Origin of the sequence: Pseudomonas purpurea (assembly GCF_039908635.1) — a bacterium.
Lineage (GTDB): Bacteria > Pseudomonadota > Gammaproteobacteria > Pseudomonadales > Pseudomonadaceae > Aquipseudomonas > Aquipseudomonas purpurea.
The window spans coordinates 5,902,833-5,923,933 of sequence record NZ_CP150918.1 but is presented as its reverse complement, the minus strand read 5'-3'; the positions used below and the strand labels follow the sequence as shown (position 1 = coordinate 5,923,933).

General features: G+C 58.3%; 23 protein-coding genes. 15 read left to right on the top strand and 8 right to left on the bottom strand.

Features of this window, described 5'->3' with window-relative positions; translation table 11 throughout:
* The first annotated feature begins 17 nt into the window (after positions 1–17).
* The 14 genes from AABM54_RS26860 (at position 18) to glmS (ending at position 13,300) form a co-directional block, all read left to right on the top strand.
* Positions 18–815, top strand: a complete 798-nt coding sequence (locus tag AABM54_RS26860; RefSeq protein WP_347902914.1) for a ParA family protein — start codon at positions 18–20, stop codon at positions 813–815.
* Positions 816–824: 9 nt separating this feature from the next.
* A complete protein-coding gene (locus tag AABM54_RS26855) occupies positions 825–1,697 on the top strand; it encodes a ParB/RepB/Spo0J family partition protein (protein ID WP_347902912.1) in 873 nt (290 codons plus the stop codon).
* Between the two features lie 148 nt (positions 1,698–1,845).
* A complete protein-coding gene (locus tag AABM54_RS26850; protein ID WP_347902911.1) occupies positions 1,846–2,253 on the top strand; it encodes a F0F1 ATP synthase subunit I in 408 nt (135 codons plus the stop codon).
* A gap of 16 nt (positions 2,254–2,269) precedes the next feature.
* Complete coding sequence (atpB, locus tag AABM54_RS26845; protein ID WP_347902910.1) at positions 2,270–3,139, top strand: F0F1 ATP synthase subunit A; 870 nt, start codon at positions 2,270–2,272, stop codon at positions 3,137–3,139.
* 133 nt (positions 3,140–3,272) lie between these two features.
* The gene (gene atpE, locus AABM54_RS26840) at positions 3,273–3,530 is read left to right on the top strand and encodes a F0F1 ATP synthase subunit C (RefSeq protein WP_002555987.1); all 258 of its coding nucleotides are present in this window, start codon (positions 3,273–3,275) and stop codon (positions 3,528–3,530) included.
* Between the two features lie 56 nt (positions 3,531–3,586).
* Positions 3,587–4,057, top strand: coding sequence for a F0F1 ATP synthase subunit B (locus AABM54_RS26835; RefSeq protein ID WP_347902907.1), 471 nt, complete (start codon positions 3,587–3,589; stop codon positions 4,055–4,057).
* A gap of 12 nt (positions 4,058–4,069) precedes the next feature.
* Complete coding sequence (locus tag AABM54_RS26830) at positions 4,070–4,606, top strand: F0F1 ATP synthase subunit delta (RefSeq protein WP_347902906.1); 537 nt, start codon at positions 4,070–4,072, stop codon at positions 4,604–4,606.
* Between the two features lie 21 nt (positions 4,607–4,627).
* The gene (gene atpA, locus AABM54_RS26825; protein ID WP_347902905.1) at positions 4,628–6,172 is read left to right on the top strand and encodes a F0F1 ATP synthase subunit alpha; all 1,545 of its coding nucleotides are present in this window, start codon (positions 4,628–4,630) and stop codon (positions 6,170–6,172) included.
* A 50-nt stretch (positions 6,173–6,222) separates the two neighbouring features.
* Positions 6,223–7,083, top strand: coding sequence for a F0F1 ATP synthase subunit gamma (atpG, locus tag AABM54_RS26820; RefSeq protein WP_347902903.1), 861 nt, complete (start codon positions 6,223–6,225; stop codon positions 7,081–7,083).
* A gap of 27 nt (positions 7,084–7,110) precedes the next feature.
* Positions 7,111–8,490 carry a F0F1 ATP synthase subunit beta gene (gene atpD / locus AABM54_RS26815; protein ID WP_347902901.1) on the top strand — a complete coding sequence of 460 codons (1,380 nt, stop codon included), beginning with the start codon at positions 7,111–7,113 and terminating at the stop codon, positions 8,488–8,490.
* Positions 8,491–8,534: 44 nt separating this feature from the next.
* A complete protein-coding gene (locus AABM54_RS26810) occupies positions 8,535–8,960 on the top strand; it encodes a F0F1 ATP synthase subunit epsilon (RefSeq protein WP_347902900.1) in 426 nt (141 codons plus the stop codon).
* Positions 8,961–9,075: 115 nt separating this feature from the next.
* On the top strand, positions 9,076–10,443 hold the full coding sequence (glmU, locus tag AABM54_RS26805; protein ID WP_347902898.1) for a bifunctional UDP-N-acetylglucosamine diphosphorylase/glucosamine-1-phosphate N-acetyltransferase GlmU: 1,368 nt from the start codon (positions 9,076–9,078) through the stop codon (positions 10,441–10,443).
* Between the two features lie 246 nt (positions 10,444–10,689).
* Positions 10,690–11,466, top strand: coding sequence for a DeoR family transcriptional regulator (locus AABM54_RS26800; RefSeq protein WP_347902897.1), 777 nt, complete (start codon positions 10,690–10,692; stop codon positions 11,464–11,466).
* Position 11,467: 1 nt separating this feature from the next.
* Positions 11,468–13,300, top strand: coding sequence for a glutamine--fructose-6-phosphate transaminase (isomerizing) (gene glmS / locus AABM54_RS26795; RefSeq protein ID WP_347902896.1), 1,833 nt, complete (start codon positions 11,468–11,470; stop codon positions 13,298–13,300).
* A gap of 121 nt (positions 13,301–13,421) precedes the next feature.
* On the opposite strand, the gene AABM54_RS26790 is transcribed toward glmS, so the two are convergent.
* A complete protein-coding gene (locus AABM54_RS26790) occupies positions 13,422–13,904 on the bottom strand; it encodes a DUF4265 domain-containing protein (RefSeq protein ID WP_347902895.1) in 483 nt (160 codons plus the stop codon).
* Positions 13,905–14,071: 167 nt separating this feature from the next.
* Here AABM54_RS26790 and AABM54_RS26785 point away from each other — a divergent pair, with 167 nt between their 5' ends.
* On the top strand, positions 14,072–15,331 hold the full coding sequence (locus AABM54_RS26785; RefSeq protein ID WP_347902894.1) for a VWA domain-containing protein: 1,260 nt from the start codon (positions 14,072–14,074) through the stop codon (positions 15,329–15,331).
* Positions 15,332–15,396: 65 nt separating this feature from the next.
* Here the strand turns inward: AABM54_RS26785 and AABM54_RS26780 are convergent, their stop codons facing one another.
* The 7 genes from AABM54_RS26780 to AABM54_RS26750 form a co-directional block, all read right to left on the bottom strand.
* On the bottom strand, positions 15,397–16,398 hold the full coding sequence (locus tag AABM54_RS26780) for a hypothetical protein (RefSeq protein ID WP_347902892.1): 1,002 nt from the start codon (positions 16,396–16,398) through the stop codon (positions 15,397–15,399).
* 186 nt (positions 16,399–16,584) lie between these two features.
* Entirely contained in the window at positions 16,585–17,163 is a 579-nt protein-coding gene (locus AABM54_RS26775) for a TerD family protein (protein WP_347902890.1), read from the bottom strand.
* A gap of 33 nt (positions 17,164–17,196) precedes the next feature.
* Positions 17,197–17,772 carry a TerD family protein gene (locus AABM54_RS26770; protein WP_347902888.1) on the bottom strand — a complete coding sequence of 192 codons (576 nt, stop codon included), beginning with the start codon at positions 17,770–17,772 and terminating at the stop codon, positions 17,197–17,199.
* A 27-nt stretch (positions 17,773–17,799) separates the two neighbouring features.
* Positions 17,800–18,831 carry a TerC/Alx family metal homeostasis membrane protein gene (locus AABM54_RS26765; RefSeq protein WP_347902886.1) on the bottom strand — a complete coding sequence of 344 codons (1,032 nt, stop codon included), beginning with the start codon at positions 18,829–18,831 and terminating at the stop codon, positions 17,800–17,802.
* An 11-nt stretch (positions 18,832–18,842) separates the two neighbouring features.
* Positions 18,843–19,292: a tellurite resistance TerB family protein gene (locus tag AABM54_RS26760; RefSeq protein WP_347902884.1), complete on the bottom strand. Its 450-nt coding sequence runs from the start codon at positions 19,290–19,292 to the stop codon at positions 18,843–18,845.
* 49 nt (positions 19,293–19,341) lie between these two features.
* The gene (locus AABM54_RS26755; RefSeq protein WP_347902882.1) at positions 19,342–20,514 is read right to left on the bottom strand and encodes a TerD family protein; all 1,173 of its coding nucleotides are present in this window, start codon (positions 20,512–20,514) and stop codon (positions 19,342–19,344) included.
* Positions 20,511–21,101: a TerD family protein gene (locus tag AABM54_RS26750; protein ID WP_347902881.1), complete on the bottom strand. Its 591-nt coding sequence runs from the start codon at positions 21,099–21,101 to the stop codon at positions 20,511–20,513. The genes AABM54_RS26755 and AABM54_RS26750 overlap by 4 nt, the downstream gene beginning before the upstream one ends.

The following is a 21,101-nucleotide window of genomic DNA, read 5'->3' as shown; positions in this document are numbered from 1 at the left end:
TGGGAACACAAGCAAGAATGGCTAAGGTATTCGCGATAGCGAACCAAAAGGGTGGTGTGGGCAAGACCACCACCTGCATCAACCTCGCAGCATCCCTGGTCGCGACCAAGCGCCGGGTGCTGTTGATCGATCTCGATCCACAGGGCAACGCCACCATGGGTAGCGGTGTGGATAAACACGGTCTGGAAAACTCGGTTTACGACCTGCTGATCGGCGAATGCGACCTGGCCCAGGCCATGCACTTCTCCGAACATGGTGGTTACCAGTTGTTGCCGGCCAACCGCGACCTGACCGCGGCCGAAGTCGTTCTGCTGGAAATGCAGATGAAGGAAAGCCGCCTGCGTAGCGCCCTGGCGCCGATTCGCGAGAATTACGATTACATTTTGATCGACTGCCCGCCGTCGCTGTCGATGCTCACGCTCAATGCGCTGGTTGCCGCCGACGGGGTGATTATCCCCATGCAGTGCGAGTACTTCGCACTCGAAGGCTTGAGCGACCTTGTGGATAACATCAAGCGCATCGCTGAACTGCTGAACCCGAACCTGAAAGTCGAAGGCCTGCTGCGGACCATGTACGACCCGCGCCTGAGCCTGATGAACGATGTCTCGGCGCAGCTCAAGGAACACTTCGGCGAGCAGCTCTACGACACCGTGATTCCGCGCAACATCCGCCTGGCCGAAGCGCCAAGCTATGGCATGCCCGCATTGGCGTATGACAAATCCTCTCGGGGTGCCATTGCCTATCTGGCATTGGCGGGCGAGATGGTTCGCCGTCAACGCAAAAATTCACGCATCGCCGCTGCTCAGGCAACTTAAGGAATCCCCATGGCCGTCAAGAAACGAGGTCTCGGACGTGGACTGGATGCACTGCTGAGTGGTCCGACCGTCAGTTCGCTGGAAGAACAGGCAGTCCTGGCCGATCAGCGTGAGTTGCAACACCTGCCGCTGGACCTGCTCCAGCGCGGCAAGTATCAGCCGCGCCGGGACATGGATCCGCAGGCGCTGGAAGAACTGGCCCTGTCGATCAAGGCCCAGGGCGTAATGCAGCCGATTGTGGTTCGCCCGATTGGTGGTGGCCGCTTTGAAATCATCGCCGGCGAACGCCGCTGGCGCGCGAGCCAGCAGGCTGGCCAGGAAACCATCCCGGCAATGGTGCGCGATGTTCCGGATGAAACCGCCATCGCCATGGCGCTGATCGAGAATATCCAGCGCGAAGACCTCAACCCGATCGAGGAAGCGATTGCCCTGCAGCGTCTGCAGCAGGAATTCCAGCTGACTCAGCAACAAGTCGCCGAAGCGGTGGGCAAGTCCCGCGTGACCGTGGCCAACCTGTTGCGCCTGCTTGCGCTGCCGGAAGTCATCAAGACCATGCTGTCCCACGGCGACCTGGAAATGGGCCATGCCCGTGCATTGCTCGGTTTGCCGGAAAATCAACAGGTTGAAGGGGCGCGACACGTTGTCGCACGAGGGCTGACCGTACGCCAGACCGAAGCACTGGTTCGCCAGTGGTTGAGTGGCAAACCAGAGGTCACCGAACCTGCCAGGCCAGACCCGGACATCGCTCGGCTCGAGCAGCGTCTGGCTGAGCGCCTAGGCTCTGCGGTGCAGATCCGCCACGGGAAGAAGGGCAAAGGGCAGTTGGTGATCGGTTACAACTCCCTCGATGAGCTGCAAGGTGTCCTCGCACATATCCGCTGAAACATTTCCTCATGTAGCGCGCAGTCGGAAATCACTACCTGACAGTTGAATAGGGGCTGAACCGCCCCTATACTCTGCGCGCATTTTGTCGGCACAAATTATGCCAAGTTATTGCGTTCTGGCAGCCGACCTTTGGGGGAAAGAAGTGATGGAAACCCGCACGCCAAACCGCTTGCCGTTCCATCGCCTGGCGGTTTTTCCTGTGTTATTGGCTCAATTTGTCGTTGTGTTGGTGGCCGCGTTGGCGCTCTGGCAATGGCATGGAGTCGTAGCCGGATACTCGGGACTCTGCGGAGGCCTGATAGCATTGCTTCCCAATGTTTATTTCGCTCACAGGGCATTTCGGTTTTCCGGCGCCCGAGCAGCTCAAGCCATCGTCCGGTCTTTTTATGCCGGCGAGGCGGGCAAACTGATTTTGACGGCAGTGCTCTTTGCATTGACGTTCGCAGGTGTGAAGCCACTGGCGCCGCTAGCTGTATTCGGCGTCTTTGTGCTGACCCAACTGGTCAGCTGGTTCGCTCCCCTGCTGATGAGAACAAGACTTTCGAGACCTTAGGGCGTTTGAGGCAACCATGGCAGAAACAACCGCTTCGGGCTATATCCAGCACCACTTGCAGAACCTGACCTTCGGTCAGCACCCTACCGGCGGCTGGGGCTTTGCCCACACCGCAGCAGAAGCCAAGGAAATGGGCTTCTGGGCTTTCCACGTCGATACCCTCGGCTGGTCTGTTGCGTTGGGTCTGATCTTCGTTCTGATTTTCCGCATGGCGGCGAAGAAGGCGACTTCCGGTCAGCCAGGTGCTTTGCAGAACTTCGTTGAAGTATTGGTCGAATTCGTCGATGGCAGCGTGAAAGACAGCTTCCATGGCCGTAGCCCGGTGATTGCACCGTTGGCACTGACCATCTTCGTCTGGGTCTTCCTGATGAACGCCGTCGACCTGGTACCGGTCGACTGGATTCCTCAGCTGGCCATGATGATCTCTGGCGATGCGCACATTCCGTTCCGTGCCGTATCGACCACTGACCCGAACGCTACCCTGGGCATGGCCCTGTCGGTGTTCGCGTTGATCATTTTCTACAGCATCAAGGTCAAGGGCATCGGCGGCTTCATCGGCGAACTGACCCTGCACCCGTTCGGCAGCAAGAACATTTTCGTTCAAGCCCTGCTGATCCCGGTGAACTTCCTGCTGGAGTTCGTGACGCTGATCGCCAAGCCAATCTCGCTGGCCCTGCGTCTGTTCGGCAACATGTATGCCGGCGAGCTGGTGTTCATTCTGATCGCCGTGATGTTCGGCAGCGGTCTGCTCTGGCTTAGCGGCCTGGGCGTAGTTCTGCAGTGGGCGTGGGCTGTGTTCCACATCCTGATCATTACCCTGCAGGCGTTTATCTTCATGATGCTGACCATTGTCTACCTGTCGATGGCGCACGAAGAGAACCATTAAGGCCTGCTTCGGCTAGTCTGATGTCCCTCCCGGTCAAACGGGAGGGGGCCCGTGAAGGGCATGATGAAACGATTTGTTTTACCGCTTTAATCTAAAAAACCTAAACCATACGACGTAAAAGTCGGGAGGAAAGATGGAAACTGTAGTTGGTCTAACCGCTATCGCTGTTGCACTGTTGATCGGCCTGGGCGCACTGGGTACCGCAATTGGTTTCGGCCTGTTGGGCGGCAAGTTCCTGGAAGGCGCAGCGCGTCAGCCAGAAATGGTTCCAATGCTGCAAGTTAAAATGTTCATCGTTGCCGGTCTGCTCGACGCCGTAACCATGATCGGTGTTGGTATCGCTCTGTTCTTCACCTTCGCGAACCCATTCGTTGGTCAACTCGCTGGCTAATTACTCGAACCTTCGAGTAATTGGTGTGATGTGCAACGAACGAGCGAGGTGTTGGCGTGAACATTAATGCAACCCTGATTGGCCAGTCCGTTGCGTTCTTCATTTTTGTACTGTTTTGCATGAAGTTCGTGTGGCCTCCGGTCATCGCGGCTTTGCACGAACGTCAGAAGAAGATCGCGGATGGACTGGACGCTGCCGCCCGAGCAGCTCGCGACCTGGAATTGGCCCAAGATAAAGCGGGTCAACAACTGCGCGATGCGAAAGCTCAGGCAGCCGAAATCATTGAGCAAGCCAAGAAACGCGGTAACCAGATCGTCGAAGAGGCTGTTGAAAAAGCCCGTGTCGACGCTGACCGTGTGAAGGTTCAGGCTCAGGCCGAGATCGAGCAGGAACTGAACAGTGTCAAAGACGCGCTGCGTGCCCAACTGGGTGCTCTGGCCGTTGGCGGTGCCGAGAAGATCCTGGGTGCCACAATCGATCAAAACGCGCACGCGGAGCTGGTTAACAAACTGGCTGCTGAAATTTAAGCGAGGGCGATCATGGCAGAACTGACCACGTTGGCCCGACCTTACGCTAAGGCAGCCTTCGAGCACGCCCAGGCCCACCAGCAACTGGCCTCTTGGTCAGCCATGCTCGGCCTGGCTGCAGCAGTGTCGCAAGACGACACCATGCAGCGCGTGCTCAAGGCCCCGCGACTGACGAGCGCAGACAAGGCCACCACGTTCATTGACGTGTGTGGCGACAAGTTTGATGCCAAGGCACAGAATTTCATCCACGTCGTTGCTGAAAACGACCGTCTCCCGCTTCTGCCGGAGATCGCCGCTCTGTTTGACCTGTACAAGGCCGAACAAGAGAAATCGGTAGATGTGGATGTCACCAGTGCTTTTGCATTGAACCAAGAACAGCAAGACAAACTCGCCAAGGTTCTCAGTGCACGGCTCGGCCGGGAAGTGCGACTGCACGCTGTGGAGGATGCCGCCCTTATTGGTGGCGTCATCATCCGCGCCGGCGACCTGGTAATCGATGGCTCGATTCGCGGCAAACTCGCGAACCTTGCCGAAGCATTGAAATCTTGAGTTTGAAGGGGCAGCAGAGCAATGCAGCAACTCAATCCTTCCGAAATAAGTGAAATTATCAAGGGCCGCATCGACAAGCTCGATGTGACCTCCCAAGCCCGTAACGAAGGCACTGTCGTCAGCGTATCTGACGGCATCGTGCGGATTCACGGTCTGGCCGACGTAATGTACGGCGAGATGATCGAGTTTCCGGGCGGCGTCTACGGTATGGCCCTCAACCTGGAGCAAGACTCTGTAGGTGCCGTTGTATTGGGCGCATACCAGACTCTGGCTGAAGGCATGAGCGCCAAGTGCACTGGCCGCATCCTCGAAGTTCCTGTTGGTAAGGAACTGCTGGGTCGCGTAGTCGATGCACTGGGTAACCCAGTTGACGGCAAAGGTCCGCTGAACAACACCGAGACCGACGCGGTCGAGAAAGTTGCTCCAGGCGTGATCTGGCGTAAGTCGGTAGACCAGCCTGTACAGACTGGCTACAAGGCTGTCGATGCCATGATTCCTGTCGGCCGTGGCCAGCGTGAGCTGATCATCGGTGACCGTCAGATCGGTAAAACCGCTCTGGCGATCGACGCGATCATCAACCAGAAAGACAGCGGCATCTTCTGCGTCTACGTAGCTATTGGTCAGAAGCAATCGACCATCGCCAACGTTGTTCGCAAGCTGGAAGAAAACGGCGCACTGGCTAACACCATCGTCGTGGCTGCGAGTGCTTCGGAATCGGCAGCACTGCAATTCCTGGCACCGTACTCCGGTTGCACCATGGGCGAATACTTCCGCGACCGCGGTGAAGACGCGCTGATTGTTTATGACGATCTGTCCAAGCAAGCAGTGGCTTACCGCCAGATTTCCCTGCTGCTGCGCCGTCCACCAGGCCGTGAAGCTTACCCAGGCGACGTGTTCTATCTCCACTCCCGTCTGCTGGAGCGCGCATCCCGCGTATCCGAAGAGTACGTAGAGAAGTTCACCAACGGCGCAGTGACCGGCAAAACCGGTTCCCTGACCGCACTGCCGATCATCGAAACCCAGGCTGGCGACGTTTCCGCGTTCGTTCCGACCAACGTGATTTCCATCACCGACGGTCAGATCTTCCTGGAATCGGCCATGTTCAACTCCGGGATCCGTCCTGCAGTGAACGCCGGTGTTTCGGTATCCCGTGTGGGTGGTGCCGCTCAGACCAAGATCATCAAGAAGCTCTCCGGTGGTATCCGTACCGCTCTGGCTCAGTACCGTGAACTGGCAGCATTTGCCCAGTTCGCTTCTGACCTGGACGAAGCGACCCGTAAGCAACTTGAGCATGGTCAGCGCGTTACCGAGCTGATGAAGCAGAAGCAATACGCACCAATGTCGATCGCTGACATGGCGCTGTCGCTGTATGCCGCTGAGCGTGGGTTCCTGACTGACGTTGAAATCGCCAAGATCGGCAGCTTCGAACAAGCGCTGATTGCTTTCTTCAACCGCGATCACGCCGATTTGATGGCGAAGATCAACGTGAAGGGTGACTTCAATGACGAAATCGACGCTGGCATGAAAGCCGGTATCGAGAAGTTCAAGGCCACCCAAACCTGGTAAGCCGCAGCGGGAGCCGCAAGGCTCCCGCTTGCTAACCTGATAGGTGTTACATGGCAGGCGCAAAAGAGATTCGCAGTAAGATTGCGAGCATCAAAAGCACGCAAAAGATTACCAGCGCCATGGAAAAAGTGGCGGTCAGCAAAATGCGCAAGGCACAAATGCGCATGGCTGCTAGCCGTCCTTACGCGGAGCGCATCCGCCAGGTTATTGGTCATCTGGCCAACGCCAACCCGGAATATCGCCACCCTTTCATGATCGACCGCGCTATCAAGCGCGTTGGTTACGTTGTGGTGAGCAGTGACCGTGGTCTGTGTGGTGGCTTGAACACCAACCTGTTCAAGGCCCTGGTCAAGGACATGGCGGTAAACCGCGAAAACGGCGTCGAGATCGATCTGTGTGTAGTGGGTAGCAAGGGTGCGGCTTTCTTCCGCAACTTCGGCGGTAACGTCGTTGCAGCTATCAGCCACCTGGGTGAAGAACCGTCGATCAATGATTTGATCGGCAGCGTCAAGGTGATGCTGGATGCCTACCTGGACGGGCGTATTGACCGCCTGAACGTGGTGTCCAACAAGTTCATCAACACCATGACGCAACAGCCTACCGTGGAGCAGTTGATTCCATTGGTGGCGACCCCGGATCAAGAGCTCAAGCACCACTGGGACTACCTCTACGAACCGGATGCCAAAGAGCTGCTTGACGGCTTGATGGTCCGCTACGTGGAGTCGCAGGTCTACCAGGCGGTGGTCGAGAACAACGCGGCTGAACAAGCTGCGCGGATGATCGCGATGAAGAACGCTACCGACAACGCCGGTGATTTGATCAGCGATTTGCAGCTGATCTACAACAAGGCGCGTCAGGCTGCGATCACCCAAGAGATCTCGGAAATCGTCGGCGGCGCTGCCGCGGTTTAACGGTTCAAATATTCAGAGGATCCAGCTATGAGTAGCGGACGTATCGTTCAAATCATCGGCGCCGTTATCGACGTGGAATTTCCACGCGACAGCGTACCGAGCATCTACAACGCGCTGACAGTACAAAGCGCGGCCGCAACCACTCTGGAAGTTCAGCAGCAGCTGGGCGACGGCGTGGTTCGTACCATTGCGATGGGCTCCACCGAGGGCTTGAAGCGTGGTCTGGACGTCGTCGACTCCGGCGCAGCCATCTCCGTACCAGTCGGTAAAGCGACCCTGGGCCGGATCATGGACGTACTGGGTAACCCGATCGACGAAGCTGGCCCGATCGACACCGAAGAGCGTTGGGGCATTCACCGTCCTGCGCCATCTTTCGCAGAACAAGCAGGCGGCAACGACCTGCTGGAAACCGGCATCAAGGTTATCGACCTGGTTTGCCCGTTCGCGAAGGGCGGTAAAGTCGGTCTGTTCGGTGGTGCCGGTGTAGGCAAAACCGTAAACATGATGGAACTGATCCGTAACATCGCCATCGAGCACAGCGGTTATTCCGTGTTCGCAGGTGTGGGTGAGCGTACTCGTGAGGGTAACGACTTCTACCACGAGATGAAGGATTCCAACGTTCTGGACAAAGTGGCACTGGTTTACGGTCAGATGAACGAGCCGCCGGGTAACCGTCTGCGCGTAGCACTGACCGGCCTGACCATGGCCGAGAAGTTCCGTGACGAAGGTAACGACGTTCTGCTGTTCGTCGACAACATCTATCGTTACACACTGGCCGGTACTGAAGTATCCGCACTGCTGGGCCGTATGCCTTCGGCAGTAGGTTACCAGCCGACCCTGGCTGAAGAGATGGGCACTCTGCAAGAGCGCATCACTTCCACCAAAAACGGTTCGATCACTTCGATCCAAGCGGTATACGTACCTGCGGATGACTTGACTGACCCGTCGCCAGCGACCACTTTCGCCCACTTGGACGCCACCGTCGTTCTGTCCCGTGACATCGCTTCCCTGGGTATCTACCCGGCAGTAGATCCACTGGATTCGACTTCGCGCCAGCTGGACCCGAACGTGATCGGTCAGGACCACTACGACACCGCTCGCGGCGTTCAGTACGTTCTGCAGCGTTACAAAGAACTGAAGGACATCATCGCGATCCTGGGTATGGACGAGCTGTCGGAAGCCGACAAGCAGTTGGTTAACCGTGCTCGTAAGATCCAGCGTTTCTTGTCGCAGCCGTTCTTCGTGGCTGAAGTCTTCACCGGTGCATCGGGTAAATACGTTTCCCTGAAAGACACCATTGCTGGCTTCAAAGGCATCCTCAACGGTGACTACGACCACCTGCCAGAACAAGCGTTCTACATGGTCGGCGGCATCGAAGAAGCGATCGAGAAAGCCAAGAAACTGTAATCCCGGCGCCCGGAAACGGGCGCTAATCAGGTTGAGGCAAGCAGATGGCTATGACAGTCCATTGCGATATCGTCAGCGCGGAAGGAGAAATCTTTTCCGGTCTGGTCGAGATGGTGATTGCGCACGGCAGCCTGGGTGATCTTGGTATCGCTCTGGGTCACGCTCCGCTGATCACTGAACTCAAACCAGGTCCGATCCGCCTGATCAAGCAGGGTGGGGAAACCGAGGTGTTTTACATCTCCGGTGGTTACCTCGAGGTTCAGCCGAACATGGTCAAGGTTCTTGCCGACACCGTGCAACGTGCTGCCGACCTGGACGAAGCCTCCGCTCAGCAAGCCGTCCAGGCTGCCGAGAAGGCCTTGCACGAAAGAGGCGCCGAGTTCGACTACGGTTCCGCTGCTGCACGTCTGGCCGAGGCGACAGCTCAGCTGCGCACCGTCCAGCAGATCCGCAAGAAGTTCGGCGGTTAAGTACCGTCGGTTTGTTGTGTGATTGATTAAAAAGGGTAGCCTCGGCTACCCTTTTTCTTTTTCTGCATTTCTCTATTGGTCGCAGCCGCTGACCACCCAGGATTGGTAGCCAGTCATGTCTCTTGAAATCGTTATCCTCGCTGCCGGTCAAGGCACTCGCATGCGTTCTGCCCTGCCGAAGGTTCTGCACCCGATTGCCGGCAACTCCATGCTCGGCCATGTTATCCACAGCGCCCGGCAACTCGATCCTCAGCGCATTCACGTGGTGATCGGCCATGGCGCCGAGCTGGTACGCGAGCAGTTGGCCGCCGATGACCTGAACTTCGTGTTGCAGGAAAAACAACTCGGTACGGGCCACGCGGTGGCTCAGGCCGTGCCGTTCATTACCGCCGACACCGTACTGATCCTTTACGGCGACGTACCGCTGATTGAAGTCAAAACCTTGCAGCGCCTGCTCAAGCTTGTCGTGCCACAGCAGATGGGGTTGTTGACCGTCGAACTCGACGACCCGACAGGTTACGGCCGTATCGTGCGCAACGCCGATGGCCGGGTCACTGCTATCGTCGAGCACAAGGATGCCAGCGAGGCCGAGCGTACGATCACGGAAGGCAACACCGGCATTATGGCGGTGCCGGCCGATCGTCTGGGCGACTGGATGAGCCGGCTCTCCAACAACAATGCCCAAGGCGAGTACTACCTGACCGACGTAATCGCCATGGCGGTCAGCGACGGCTTGGTGGTGGACACCGAACAGCCTCACGACGCGATGGAAGTGCAGGGCGCCAACGACCGTAAACAGCTGTCTGAGCTGGAGCGTCACTACCAGTTGCGCGAAGGTCGCCGTTTGATGGCCGAAGGCGTGACGTTGCGCGACCCGGCCCGTTTCGATGTGCGCGGTGACGTGACCGTTGGTCGCGATGTGCTGATCGACATCAACGTGATTCTCGAAGGCAAGGTCGTCATCGAGGACAACGTGGTGATCGGCCCGAACTGCGTGATCAAGGACAGCACCTTGCGCAAAGGCGTGGTGATCAAGGCCAACAGCCACATCGAAGGCGCAGTGTTGGGCGAGGGCAGTGATGCTGGTCCGTTCGCGCGTCTGCGTCCAGGGACCGTGCTTGAGGCTCGCGCCCATGTGGGTAACTTTGTCGAACTGAAAAACGCCCACCTGGGTCAAGGCGCCAAGGCCGGTCATCTGACTTACCTGGGCGACGCCGAGATTGGCGCACGGACCAACATCGGCGCGGGCACCATCACCTGCAACTATGATGGCGCGAACAAGTGGAAAACCGTGTTGGGCGAGGATGTGTTTATCGGTTCCAACAACTCGTTGGTGGCGCCTGTGGATATTTCTTCGGGTGCGACCACGGCAGCCGGTTCGACCATTACCCAGAATGTGGATAACCGTCAGTTGGCCGTAGGTCGTGCACGGCAGAAGAACATCGACGGCTGGAAGCGGCCGGAGAAGATCAAGAAGGCCTGAGTTATCCACAGCAGTTTTGTCAGGCTGAGTTATTCACAGCCTGATTTATTGCCTTCGCGAGCAAGCTCGCTCCCACATTCGATTTTTTGTGGACACAAGTTTTGTGTTCGACAACGATCCAGTGTGGGAGCGGGCTTGCTCGCGAAGGGGTTAACCACAGATCTTTTTTCTTGAGCTGGCTTGACGAAGTTTCGCCAATAGGTTTTGATTGCTTCCGTTATCTTTCGAATCGAAACTTGCCAGCCCATGTCGAAGCGCAATACACCCCAACGTCGCCATAACATCCTCGCCTTGCTCAACGAGCAGGGCGAAGTCAGTGTGGATGAACTGGCCAAGCGCTTCGAAACCTCGGAAGTCACGGTTCGCAAGGACCTGGCGGCCCTTGAAAGCAATGGTCTGTTGTTGCGCCGCTATGGCGGCGCAATCACCATGCCTCAGGAGTTGGTGGCGGATCCTGCCCAGCCTGTTTCCGCGCACAAGCAAGCCATTGCCCGCGCCGCAGTGGCGCGGATTCGCGAGCATGCACGGATCATCATCGACAGCGGCAGCACCACCGCCGCGATGATTCCGCAACTGGGTCAACAGCCGGGGCTGGTGGTCATGACCAATTCCCTGCATGTCGCCAATGCGCTGAGCGAGCTGGAACATGAGCCGGTGCTGCTGATGACCGGCGGCACCTGGGACCCGCATTCCGAGTCCTTCCAGGGTCAGGTCGCCGAGCAGGTACTGCGCTCCTACGACTTTGACCAATTGTTCATCGGTGCCGATGGCATCGATCTGGTGCGTGGCACCACGACCTTCAACGAACTGCTCGGCCTCAGCCGGGTGATGGCCGAAGTGGCCCGTGAAGTGATCGTGATGGTCGAATCCGACAAGATCGGCCGCAAGATTCCCAACCTGGAACTGCCCTGGAGCAGTGTCCATACCCTTATTACCGATGATCGCCTGCCACTTGAGGCTCGCGACCAGATTCAGGCCCGGGGCATTAACGTGATATGCGCGGCTGTCAGCCAGGAGAAATAGCATGTGTGGAATTGTTGGCGCCGTTGCAGAACGTAACATCACCGCCATTTTGCTCGAAGGCCTCAAGCGCCTGGAATACCGTGGCTACGACAGCGCCGGTGTGGCGGTCTTTACCAATGACGAAAAGCTTGCGCGCATGCGTCGTCCGGGCAAGGTCGGCGAGCTGGAGCAAGCCCTGACCGCAGAGCCGCTGGTCGGGCGCCTGGGCATCGCCCACACCCGCTGGGCCACCCACGGTGCGCCGTGCGAGCGTAACGCGCACCCGCATTTCTCCGGCGACCTGGCGGTGGTGCACAACGGCATCATCGAAAACCACGAAGCCCTGCGTGAGCAACTCAAGGCTCTGGGTTACGTGTTCACCTCGGACACTGACACTGAAGTCATCGCGCACTTGCTGAACCACAAACTCAAGGACCTGAGCGATCTGACCGTGGCCCTCAAGGCCACCGTTAAAGAGCTGCACGGTGCTTATGGCCTGGCGGTGATCAGCGCCGATCAGCCGGATCGTCTGGTTGCGGCCCGCAGCGGCAGCCCATTGGTGATCGGCCTCGGTCTGGGCGAGAACTTCCTGGCGTCCGACCAACTGGCGCTGCGTCAGGTCACCGACCGTTTCATGTACCTGGAAGAAGGCGATATTGCCGAGATTCGCCGCGACAGCGTGCAGATCTGGGATGTCGACGGCAAAGTGGTTGAACGCGAAGCCGTGCAATACCGCGACAGCGCCGAGTCTGCCGAGAAGGGTGAATTCCGCCACTTCATGCTCAAGGAAATCCACGAGCAACCGTCCGTGGTGCAACGCACCCTGGAAGGTCGCCTGAGCCAGAACCAGGTGCTGGTGCAAGCCTTCGGCCCACAAGCGGCTGAACTGTTCGCCAAGGTTCGCAATGTGCAGATCGTTGCCTGCGGCACCAGTTATCACGCGGGCATGGTTGCCCGTTACTGGCTCGAAGAACTGGCTGGTATCCCGTGCCAGGTCGAAGTCGCCAGTGAGTTCCGCTACCGCAAGGTGGTGGTGCAGCCCGACAGCCTGTTTGTGACCATCTCCCAGTCTGGCGAAACCGCCGACACCCTGGCCGCGCTGCGCAATGCCAAGGAACTGGGTTTCCTTGCCAGCCTGGCGATCTGCAACGTCGGCATCAGCTCGCTGGTGCGTGAATCGGACCTGACCCTGCTGACCCAGGCCGGCCGTGAAATCGGCGTGGCATCCACCAAGGCGTTTACCACTCAGTTGGTCGGTCTGCTGTTGCTGACCTTGTCCCTGGGTCAGGTTCGCGGCACCTTGGCCAAAGGCGTCGAGGCTCAACTGGTAGAAGAACTGCGTCGCTTGCCGACCCGCCTGGGCGAAGCCCTGGCCATGGACGGCACCGTCGAGAAAATCGCCGAGCTGTTCGCCGACAAGAACCACACCCTGTTCCTGGGACGCGGTGCGCAGTACCCGGTGGCGATGGAAGGCGCGCTCAAGCTCAAGGAAATCTCCTACATCCACGCCGAAGCCTACCCGGCCGGCGAGCTCAAGCACGGTCCGTTGGCGCTGGTCGACAACGACATGCCGGTGGTCACCGTGGCGCCGAACAACGAGTTGCTGGAGAAGTTGAAGTCCAACCTTCAGGAAGTGCGCGCCCGTGGCGGCCAACTGATCGTCTTTGCTGACGAACAGGCCGGCATGACCAACGGCGAAGGCACTCACGTCATCAACATGCCGCATATCCACGACGTTCTGTCGCCGATCCTCTACACCATCCCGTTGCAGTTGCTGTCGTACTACGTCGCCGTGCTCAAAGGCACCGATGTGGATCAGCCGCGCAACCTGGCGAAGTCGGTCACGGTGGAGTAAGCCACCGGCCGAACCCGGCCAGACCGGTTTGCACCCGTAGCGTCAGACGCACTGCCCAAGCCCCCGATGATCGGGGGCTTTTGTTTTTCCGAAAGCGCCTCGGAAAACGGCCGTACCCGGCTCAGCTGTCGAGCCACCAATACAGCAAGGTTTCGTCATCGTCATCGTCGAGATTTTTGTAAATGTTGGCGTAGTACCACTGGATGCCTGTTCTTTCGCGGAACCGGTCGAAGAACTTATTGATGGCGTCCATGCCGTTTTTTGCCGGGACGGCCAGCGACAGGTTCCCTTCGAAGACACCATCCAGGGTGCCATTGAGTTCACGAATCACATCGTTTTCGAGGGTTTCTATTTCGTGTTCGGGAATGCTGTCGGCGTAGATCTGAATGCAGAAGTTACCCCCGCGTTTCACAACCACGGCCGGGGCATTCTTGTCCTTGATTGAAACAACATCTCCCCGCGCCAGGTTCAATATCAGGCCAGGGGAAGAGAGTAACTCGTAGGTGTCATCTCCCAACGGGCGAGCAGGCAGCTCCTCAAGAAACGGCCCGTCTTTTTCTGCGGCGTATAGCTGAATCAGCAGCGGCGTGTGTGTATCGTCCATGTGTTGCTCCGTAACCATTATTCCTTGCACCAAGCTTACACAATGAACCCTCAAGGTCTAAGGGCTGGGCCGTTATTTGGTTGGCTTCAACGACCAGCCAATGTTGGGTGTTTTACGGGTACTATCGGTGCCTTCGTCCAGCTCATCCAGGGAACAGGAGCCTTTAAATGCTCATTACACAGGGCCAGCGCGTACCGTTGGCGACCCTCATCCAGGGCGACTCGCTGACGCTGTCGATCAAGATCGATTCGCGCGATGTCATCGACTACGTCTGCTTTGGGGTGGATGCTCAGGGCAAGCTCTCTGACGACCGCTACATGATTTTCTTCAACCAGCCGGCGTCACCGTGCAACAGCCTGAAGCTGTCCGATGGCGGCGACTTCCAGATCAACCTGGCAGGCTTGCCGGCAACGATTGATCGCATGGTGTTCACCGCGTCGATCGACGGTGGCGGGGCGATGCGCGACATTCAGTCGAGCCGTTTCAGCATCCAGGCCAACGGCCACGAAGTAGCCAGTTGCGGCTTCAACGGTGCGACGTTTGACGGTGAGAAGGCGATCATGGTCGCGGACATCTACCGCAAGAATGGTGAGTGGCGGATGCTCTCCAATCTCCAGGGGTTCAATGCCGGCCTGGCTGCGCTGGTCGAGCATTTCGGCGGCTCGGTTGCGGATGAACCGGTCCCGGCCCCAGCGCCCGCGCCACCGCTCGCTACGCCAAAAATCTCCCTTGAGAAGAAAGTCGCGGCGGCGGCACCCGCGCTGGTCAGTCTGGCCAAGAAAGCCCAAATCAGTCTGGAGAAAGCCAAGCTCACTGACGTCAAGGCACGGGTCGGGCTGGTGCTGGATGCCTCGGGTTCGATGACGGGCCAATATTCGGGTGGGCACGTGCAGGAAGTGATCAACCGCCTGTTACCGCTGGCGGTGCATTTCGATGATGACGGTGCGCTCGACTGCTGGGCGTTCGGCGCCAAGCCGTGCCAGTTGTCGTCGGTGACGCTCGGCAACTACCAGGATTACGTCAATCAGGACAATGGCGGCTGGAAAAAATGGAATGTGGGCAGTCGGGTCAACGACGAGCCTAAAGCCATGCGCCAGGTGATCGACTACTACAAGAATTCCGGTGACCGCACGCCGATCTACGTGCTGTTTATCAGTGACGGCGGCGTCCACGAAAATCGGGCCATCACCAAACTGATGAAAGAGGCGGCCAAGTTGCCGATCTTCTGGCAGTTCGTCGGGTTGGGCGGTTCTGGCTACGGCATTCTGGAGAAGCTCGACGACATGGACGGCCGGGTTGTGGATAACTGCAACTTCTTTGCCCTGGATAACCTCAACGACATCAGCGAAGAGCAGTTATATGACCAACTGATGGAGGAGTTCCCGGACTGGCTCAAGGCCGCCAGGGACGCCTTCATTCTGTGTTGATCGGCTGATCGCTGCCAGGTTATCCACAGGTCACCTGGTAGCGCCCGGCATGCGATGACTGAAGCTCAAGGCGTGGTTTGCCCTTCCAGATAAACCCCCAGCGGGGTGAACCGGCGGTCCCGGCACAGCCAGCCCGAGAGCAGCACGAACAGCGACGTGATGGCGGCTATAGCCCGGCGTTTGTTGCGTGCCTCGCGCTGGGTGCGTGACTTGCCGATGATCAGCACGATCATCACGATGAGGTAGGCGCCAATCATGATCATCTTGGCCATGAGCGCCATCAGGAAGTACACCGACACGCCGTTGCTCTTGTAGGTCTGGCGGACCACTTGAACCATCATCAGGCTGAACAGGATGCCCGCAGCGATCAGGGCGTACGGGTGCGGTATCTCAAAGAAGCGGAACACCCAGTACGAAACGATCCCCAGCATCGGCGTGACGCTGGTCCAGGTCGCATCGGTGTAATCGGCGTAAATGGTCAGCGTTCCGCGGTGGTGCAGCCAGATACTCGCCAACACCACGATCAGCATCGCCAGGCCGGCCAGTTTGGCGGGCAGTAACGAGGGGTCTTTGCGCGGTGCCTGCACCGGAGCGGCGGCAGAGGGTGCGGGTGCAGCGGGGTGGGTGGCTTGTGGGGCGACTGTCGGGGCGTGCACCGCAGGTGGCGTGATCACCGGCGCTGGCGCCGCAATGACCGGTGCAGGGGCGGGAACCGGCGCCATGACAGAAGGTGCAGGTGTGAGGCCTGCCCGATAGTCTTGCAGGAACTCGACCCGCTCGCGCAGTTGCTCGCCGACACAGGCGGCGGTGGCGCAGGTGTTGCGGGAGGCCAGCCAGTCGCGCTGATCCTGGCGCAAGGCGGCTTTTTCGTCCGTCAGTTCCATGCTTTGGGTAAACAACGAGCTGATTTTTTCATCGAGCCTGGAAAACGCTTCGTTCGAGCAGATGGCGTTTTCCGAGTAAGTCGTCGCGTTGGCGCAGTTGAAGCTGGCGGCCCAGGCGGTGTTGCAAATGACCAGATAACCGAGGGCGGCCAGGCATAGGCGCGCCTTGAGCAAGAGGTTCATGTTCATCCTTGCTGATAGATCGGCCTGTGCAGGCCGTTGGCAAATACGCTCGATCCATGCCGAGCTCCTTGTTGTTTCGTCCCTTGGCCAGTATCGGCGCCAGTAGAAACAGCGGTATTGCGAGGTTGTGGCAGACAAGAAAAAGCCCCTGCCAATCGGCAGGGGCTTTTGGGGCACCCTTGCGGGTTAGCCGATGCTCACGCCGTGAGCTTCAGCCAGAGGCTTGAGGCCGCCAGCGAAGCCTTGGCCGATGGCCTTGAACTTGAACTCGGCGCCATTGCGATAGAGCTCACCGAAGATCATTGCGGTCTCGGTGGAAGCGTCTTCCGACAGGTCGTAGCGCGCCAGTTCCTTGCCGTCAGCCTTGTTCACAACGCGGATGTAAGCGTTGGAAACCTGGCCGAAGCTTTGCTTGCGGGCTTCAGCGTCGTGGATAGTGACCGCGAACACCAGCTTCTGGACGGCGGCTGCCAGGGAGGTCAGCTTGACCACTGCCTGCTCGTCGTCACCTTCGCCTGCGCCGGAGCGGTTGTCGCCCAGGTGCTCGACGCTGCCATCGGCAGACTTCTTGTTGTTGTAGAAAATGAAGCTGTTGTCATCGAGGACTTTGCCATTTTCGCCAACGATGAAGATCGAAGCGTCCAGGTCGAACTCTTGACCGTCGGTCACGCGCGGATCCCAACCCAGGCCCACGATGACTTCGGTCAGGCCCGGAGCCTCTTTGGACAGGGAAACGTTGCCGCCTTTGCTCAGACTTACCGCCATGATTGATTCCTCTTTTAAATGGGGTGGGACAGCTTAGAAGCTCATGCCGTATTGGTTGGCGGTAGCTTTCAGGCCACCGGCATAACCTTGGCCGACAGCACGGAATTTCCACTCGCCATTGTTGCGGTACAGCTCGGCGAAGATCATTGCGGTTTCAACGCTGGCGTCTTCGGCCAGGTCATAACGAACGATTTCAGCGCCAGTCACTTCGTTGACGATGCGGATGAACGCATTGCCCACTTGGCCGAAGTTCTGCTTGCGTGCTTCAGCGTCGTGGATGGTCACGGTGAAGGCAATTTTGTCGACGTCAGCCGGTACACGGCTCAGGTCGACCTTGACCACTTCGTCGTCACCGTCGCCGGCGCCGGTACGGTTGTCGCCGGTGTGTTCAACCGAGCCATCAGCACTTTTGAGCTGATTGTAGAAAATGAAGTCCGCGTCGCTACGTACCTTGCCGTTGGCGCCAAGCAGAAATGCACTGGCGTCCAAATCGAATTCAGCTCCGTCTGTAGCGCGTGGGTCCCAGCCCAGACCGACCAGAATCTTGGTCAGCGAAGGGTCGGTTTTCGAAAGGGACAGGTTTCCGCCTTTCTGAAGGGTCAGTGCCATTTCTCTGTTACTCCTTTAGGTTTGGACTTAAGCGTTTTCTGCCTCGTCTTCCTTTGCAGGGAAGATCAGGCTGGCGACGATACCGATGGCCAGCACGATCAGCACGACAAACAGGCTGGTGTTGGCATCGATGCTGTAACCGTGGTGAAACAGGTGATCGGTTGCATTGAGGCCCAGTTTGGCGGCAATGAAGAACAGCAGTGCGATGACGGCTTTCTCCAGGTGCACCAGGTAGCGTTTCAGTGCTTCGAGGACGAAGTACATGGTCCGCAGGCCCAGAATCGCGAACAGCATAGCCGAGTACACGATCAACGGTTCACGGCTGACCGCAATAACTGCCGGTACCGAGTCGAAGGCGAACAGCACGTCGGAGATTTCCATCACGAATACGCAAAGGAACAGCGGCGTGGCGAACAGTGCGCCTTTGACCGGCAGGCTGATGCCCTTGTTCTCGGGTTTGTTCAGCTCTTTTTCAAGGACCGAACGACGCACGAAGAAGTTATGGCCATGCAGTTTTGGCCATACCGGGAACAGTTTCGCGGCGAAGCGGTAGGCCATGTGCTTGGAGTAGTCCTCTTCCTCTTCGTCGTCACCGCCCGCTCTGAGCATCATGACCGCGGTCCAGCCGACGATCAGGGCAAAGATCACCTCGACCCACGGGCCGAACATCAGCAGACCGGTACCGATGGCCACGAAGATCAGGCGGAAGACGATCGCGCCGATAATGCCCCAGTACAGAACACGGTGGCGCAGGCCATCCGGGATCTTGAACCAGGCGAAGATCGCCATGAACACAAACAGATTGTCCACGCTCAGGACTTTCTCCAGGGCGTAGCCGGTGATGAACAGGCTGGCCACAGACGGGCCGTGTTCGACATACAGATAACCGGCGAAGCCCAGGGAAATCAGAACCCAGAACACCGACCAGACAGCGGCTTTGGTGAGCGAGACCGGCTTGTCACCCCGGTGGGTCAGCATGTCGAGGACCATGGCCGACAAGGCCAGGCCTACGAAGACCGCGATGGTGAGGGGCGGGAAGCCCAGAGCAGTATTTTCCACAGGTGTTTACCTTAGAGATCGAAGTCAGCGGGGCTCAGGCCCAGCTCATTGCAGATGGAGCGGCAAACAGCACGTTCGCTTTCGTCGAAGGAACCGTCGGCACCCCCGATTGCGCAGCAAACGCGAACCAACAGACGCGCTGCGTCTGGTTTGCTTTTGATTTTTGCGATGACCTTCAACGCTTCGGCACGGCCGATGGCGTTGTCGAATTCAAACTTGCCGCAAATTTCCTGGAACGATTTGATGACATCCTTGGCGTCGAACACCTTGAGCTCTTGCGAGTTCTGGATGTAACCCATCATTTTCTGTTTTTCTTCGGAGCTGATGTCGCCATCGGCTGCCGCGACCAGTGCACAACCGGCGACCACGGCGTCCATGAACTCACGGTTCTTGAACTTGGTGACTTCGCTGGCCAGTTTGTCGCGTGCCGCTGTGGCATTTGTCTTCAACCATTCGAGCATTTTGATTCTCCCAATACGCGGGGCCGGAAGGCCCCGCGGTGCTGATGATTTATTTGGACCCTGCGGACCACTTCATGCCCCAGCCGTAAGCCTTGTCCATGTCGGAGTGCCCACGGAAGAAGTCGACCCGACGGGAGACCTTGACCGCGCCTGCGTCGTTTTCCAGGAGTGCGATTGCACACATGCCCTGGCGTCCACCTTCCTCGCTGACCCGCACTTCAATCGGCGGCTGGCCCGGCACATAGATGGTCACAACCCCATCGGTGGCCTTCCAGTTCGGCGCGCCTTCGTAAATGAAGGCGTACACCAGGATGCGTTTGATGTCTTTCCACTGCTTGCCGTTGATGCGCAGCCATTCGCCGTCGCTGACCGAACCGGTCCGGTCATCGCCCATCAACTGGATGTACGGTTCATTGTTGAAATCACCGAACGAGTTACCCAGGGCCTGCACGGCACCTTTATAACCGTCGGCGAGTTCGAACAGGCAACCGACGTCCAGGTCGATGGCATCGGACTTCAGGCGCGAGAAGAAGCCGCCACCGCCGCCATTGCTGGCACGGTTCCAGTTCAGGTTGATCTTGATCTCGCCGAAATCGCTGCTGCCCTTTTCCAGGCTGATGCTGGAGCGGGTCTTGTCCAGGGTGATCTTGCTCAGGCTGATGCTGGACTTGACCGCTGCCGGCGCTGGCGTCGGAGCAGGTGTTGGCGTTGGAGATGGCGCTGCGACTTCAACACCAAAGTGTTTAGCCAGGGGCTCCAGGCCACCGGCAAACCCTTGGGCGACACAGCGGAACTTCCAGGCACCCTGGCGACGGTAAAACTCGCCGAGGATCAGTGCGGTTTCCTGCATTCCGTTGGTAGGAATACTGGCTTCGATCCCACCGCTGACACTCAACGACAGGTGGGAAACGCTGTCGAACCGCGCCTTGTTTTCGTAGATGGTGGCCGTCAGGGCGACTTTTTCCACGACAGCGTCGATCTTGCTCAGATCCAGGGTGAAAACTGTACGGCCAGCGGCCGTTTCCGTCAGTTGGACGGCCCCGTTATTGACGCTTTTTTGTCCGTAGAAACACATGTCCTGATCGCCGCGGACTTTGCCCGCGTCGTTCAGTACAAACGCCGATACATCAATGTCTGCGCCCGGGAGCTGGGAGAAGCTGACGGTAACCGTCAGCTGGCCCGTGGCTACCGGAGCATTCGCGCCAGGAGCCAGGTTTGTCATGTGCGCACCGCCGCGATTGCCAGGTCAACCAGGTCGTCTGCGGTACGGCCGTTGGTGACTTCGCCCACGGTGGTGAAATCCCAGCCGCCTGCATTGCGGGCCAGATAGGCCATGACGATGCCGGTGTGGCGACCTTTCTCGGACAGGTCGAAACGGCCCAGTTCTTTACGGCCGGCGTCATCGACGATGCGGCAGTAGGCATTGGCGACTTTTTCGAAGTTCTGGCCAGTGAACGAGTTCACGGTGAACACCAGGTACTTGACCGAACCCGGCAGTTTTTCCAGGTCGACGAAGATGGTTTCGTCATCGCCCGCGCCTTCACCGGTGCGGTTGTCGCCGGAGTGGCGGATGGCGCCATCACGGGACATCAGTTGGCGGAACCAGACCAGGTCGACCGGCTTCTTGCTTTCATCCAGCAGAATGCAGGAGGCGTCGAGGTCGATGTCGTTGGTGCTGCCCATCAGCTTGCCGAAGAAACCACCGGCTTTCTCCGGGTCCCAACCCAGGCCCATGCTGACTTTTTTCAACCCGGTTCCAGCGGTCTTTTCCAGCGAGATAGTTTGGTTTTTAGCCAAAGTAAGTGCCAT

What these genes read in the sequence shown, in the direction of transcription:
- AABM54_RS26770 (WP_347902888.1), bottom strand. Translation starts at nt 17,772, where the DNA reads ATGGCACTGACCCTTCAGAAAGGCGGAAACCTGTCCCTTTCGAAAACC.
- atpE (WP_002555987.1), top strand. Translation starts at nt 3,273, where the DNA reads ATGGAAACTGTAGTTGGTCTAACCGCTATCGCTGTTGCACTGTTGATC.
- AABM54_RS26800 (WP_347902897.1), top strand. Translation starts at nt 10,690, where the DNA reads ATGTCGAAGCGCAATACACCCCAACGTCGCCATAACATCCTCGCCTTG.
- AABM54_RS26860 (WP_347902914.1), top strand. Translation starts at nt 18, where the DNA reads ATGGCTAAGGTATTCGCGATAGCGAACCAAAAGGGTGGTGTGGGCAAG.
- atpD (WP_347902901.1), top strand. Translation starts at nt 7,111, where the DNA reads ATGAGTAGCGGACGTATCGTTCAAATCATCGGCGCCGTTATCGACGTG.
- AABM54_RS26775 (WP_347902890.1), bottom strand. Translation starts at nt 17,163, where the DNA reads ATGGCGGTAAGTCTGAGCAAAGGCGGCAACGTTTCCCTGTCCAAAGAG.
- AABM54_RS26810 (WP_347902900.1), top strand. Translation starts at nt 8,535, where the DNA reads ATGGCTATGACAGTCCATTGCGATATCGTCAGCGCGGAAGGAGAAATC.
- atpB (WP_347902910.1), top strand. Translation starts at nt 2,270, where the DNA reads ATGGCAGAAACAACCGCTTCGGGCTATATCCAGCACCACTTGCAGAAC.
- AABM54_RS26750 (WP_347902881.1), bottom strand. Translation starts at nt 21,101, where the DNA reads ATGGCACTTACTTTGGCTAAAAACCAAACTATCTCGCTGGAAAAGACC.
- atpA (WP_347902905.1), top strand. Translation starts at nt 4,628, where the DNA reads ATGCAGCAACTCAATCCTTCCGAAATAAGTGAAATTATCAAGGGCCGC.
- AABM54_RS26830 (WP_347902906.1), top strand. Translation starts at nt 4,070, where the DNA reads ATGGCAGAACTGACCACGTTGGCCCGACCTTACGCTAAGGCAGCCTTC.
- AABM54_RS26855 (WP_347902912.1), top strand. Translation starts at nt 825, where the DNA reads ATGGCCGTCAAGAAACGAGGTCTCGGACGTGGACTGGATGCACTGCTG.
- glmU (WP_347902898.1), top strand. Translation starts at nt 9,076, where the DNA reads ATGTCTCTTGAAATCGTTATCCTCGCTGCCGGTCAAGGCACTCGCATG.
- AABM54_RS26760 (WP_347902884.1), bottom strand. Translation starts at nt 19,292, where the DNA reads ATGCTCGAATGGTTGAAGACAAATGCCACAGCGGCACGCGACAAACTG.
- AABM54_RS26755 (WP_347902882.1), bottom strand. Translation starts at nt 20,514, where the DNA reads ATGACAAACCTGGCTCCTGGCGCGAATGCTCCGGTAGCCACGGGCCAG.
- AABM54_RS26790 (WP_347902895.1), bottom strand. Translation starts at nt 13,904, where the DNA reads ATGGACGATACACACACGCCGCTGCTGATTCAGCTATACGCCGCAGAA.
- atpG (WP_347902903.1), top strand. Translation starts at nt 6,223, where the DNA reads ATGGCAGGCGCAAAAGAGATTCGCAGTAAGATTGCGAGCATCAAAAGC.
- AABM54_RS26785 (WP_347902894.1), top strand. Translation starts at nt 14,072, where the DNA reads ATGCTCATTACACAGGGCCAGCGCGTACCGTTGGCGACCCTCATCCAG.
- AABM54_RS26780 (WP_347902892.1), bottom strand. Translation starts at nt 16,398, where the DNA reads ATGAACCTCTTGCTCAAGGCGCGCCTATGCCTGGCCGCCCTCGGTTAT.
- AABM54_RS26850 (WP_347902911.1), top strand. Translation starts at nt 1,846, where the DNA reads ATGGAAACCCGCACGCCAAACCGCTTGCCGTTCCATCGCCTGGCGGTT.
- glmS (WP_347902896.1), top strand. Translation starts at nt 11,468, where the DNA reads ATGTGTGGAATTGTTGGCGCCGTTGCAGAACGTAACATCACCGCCATT.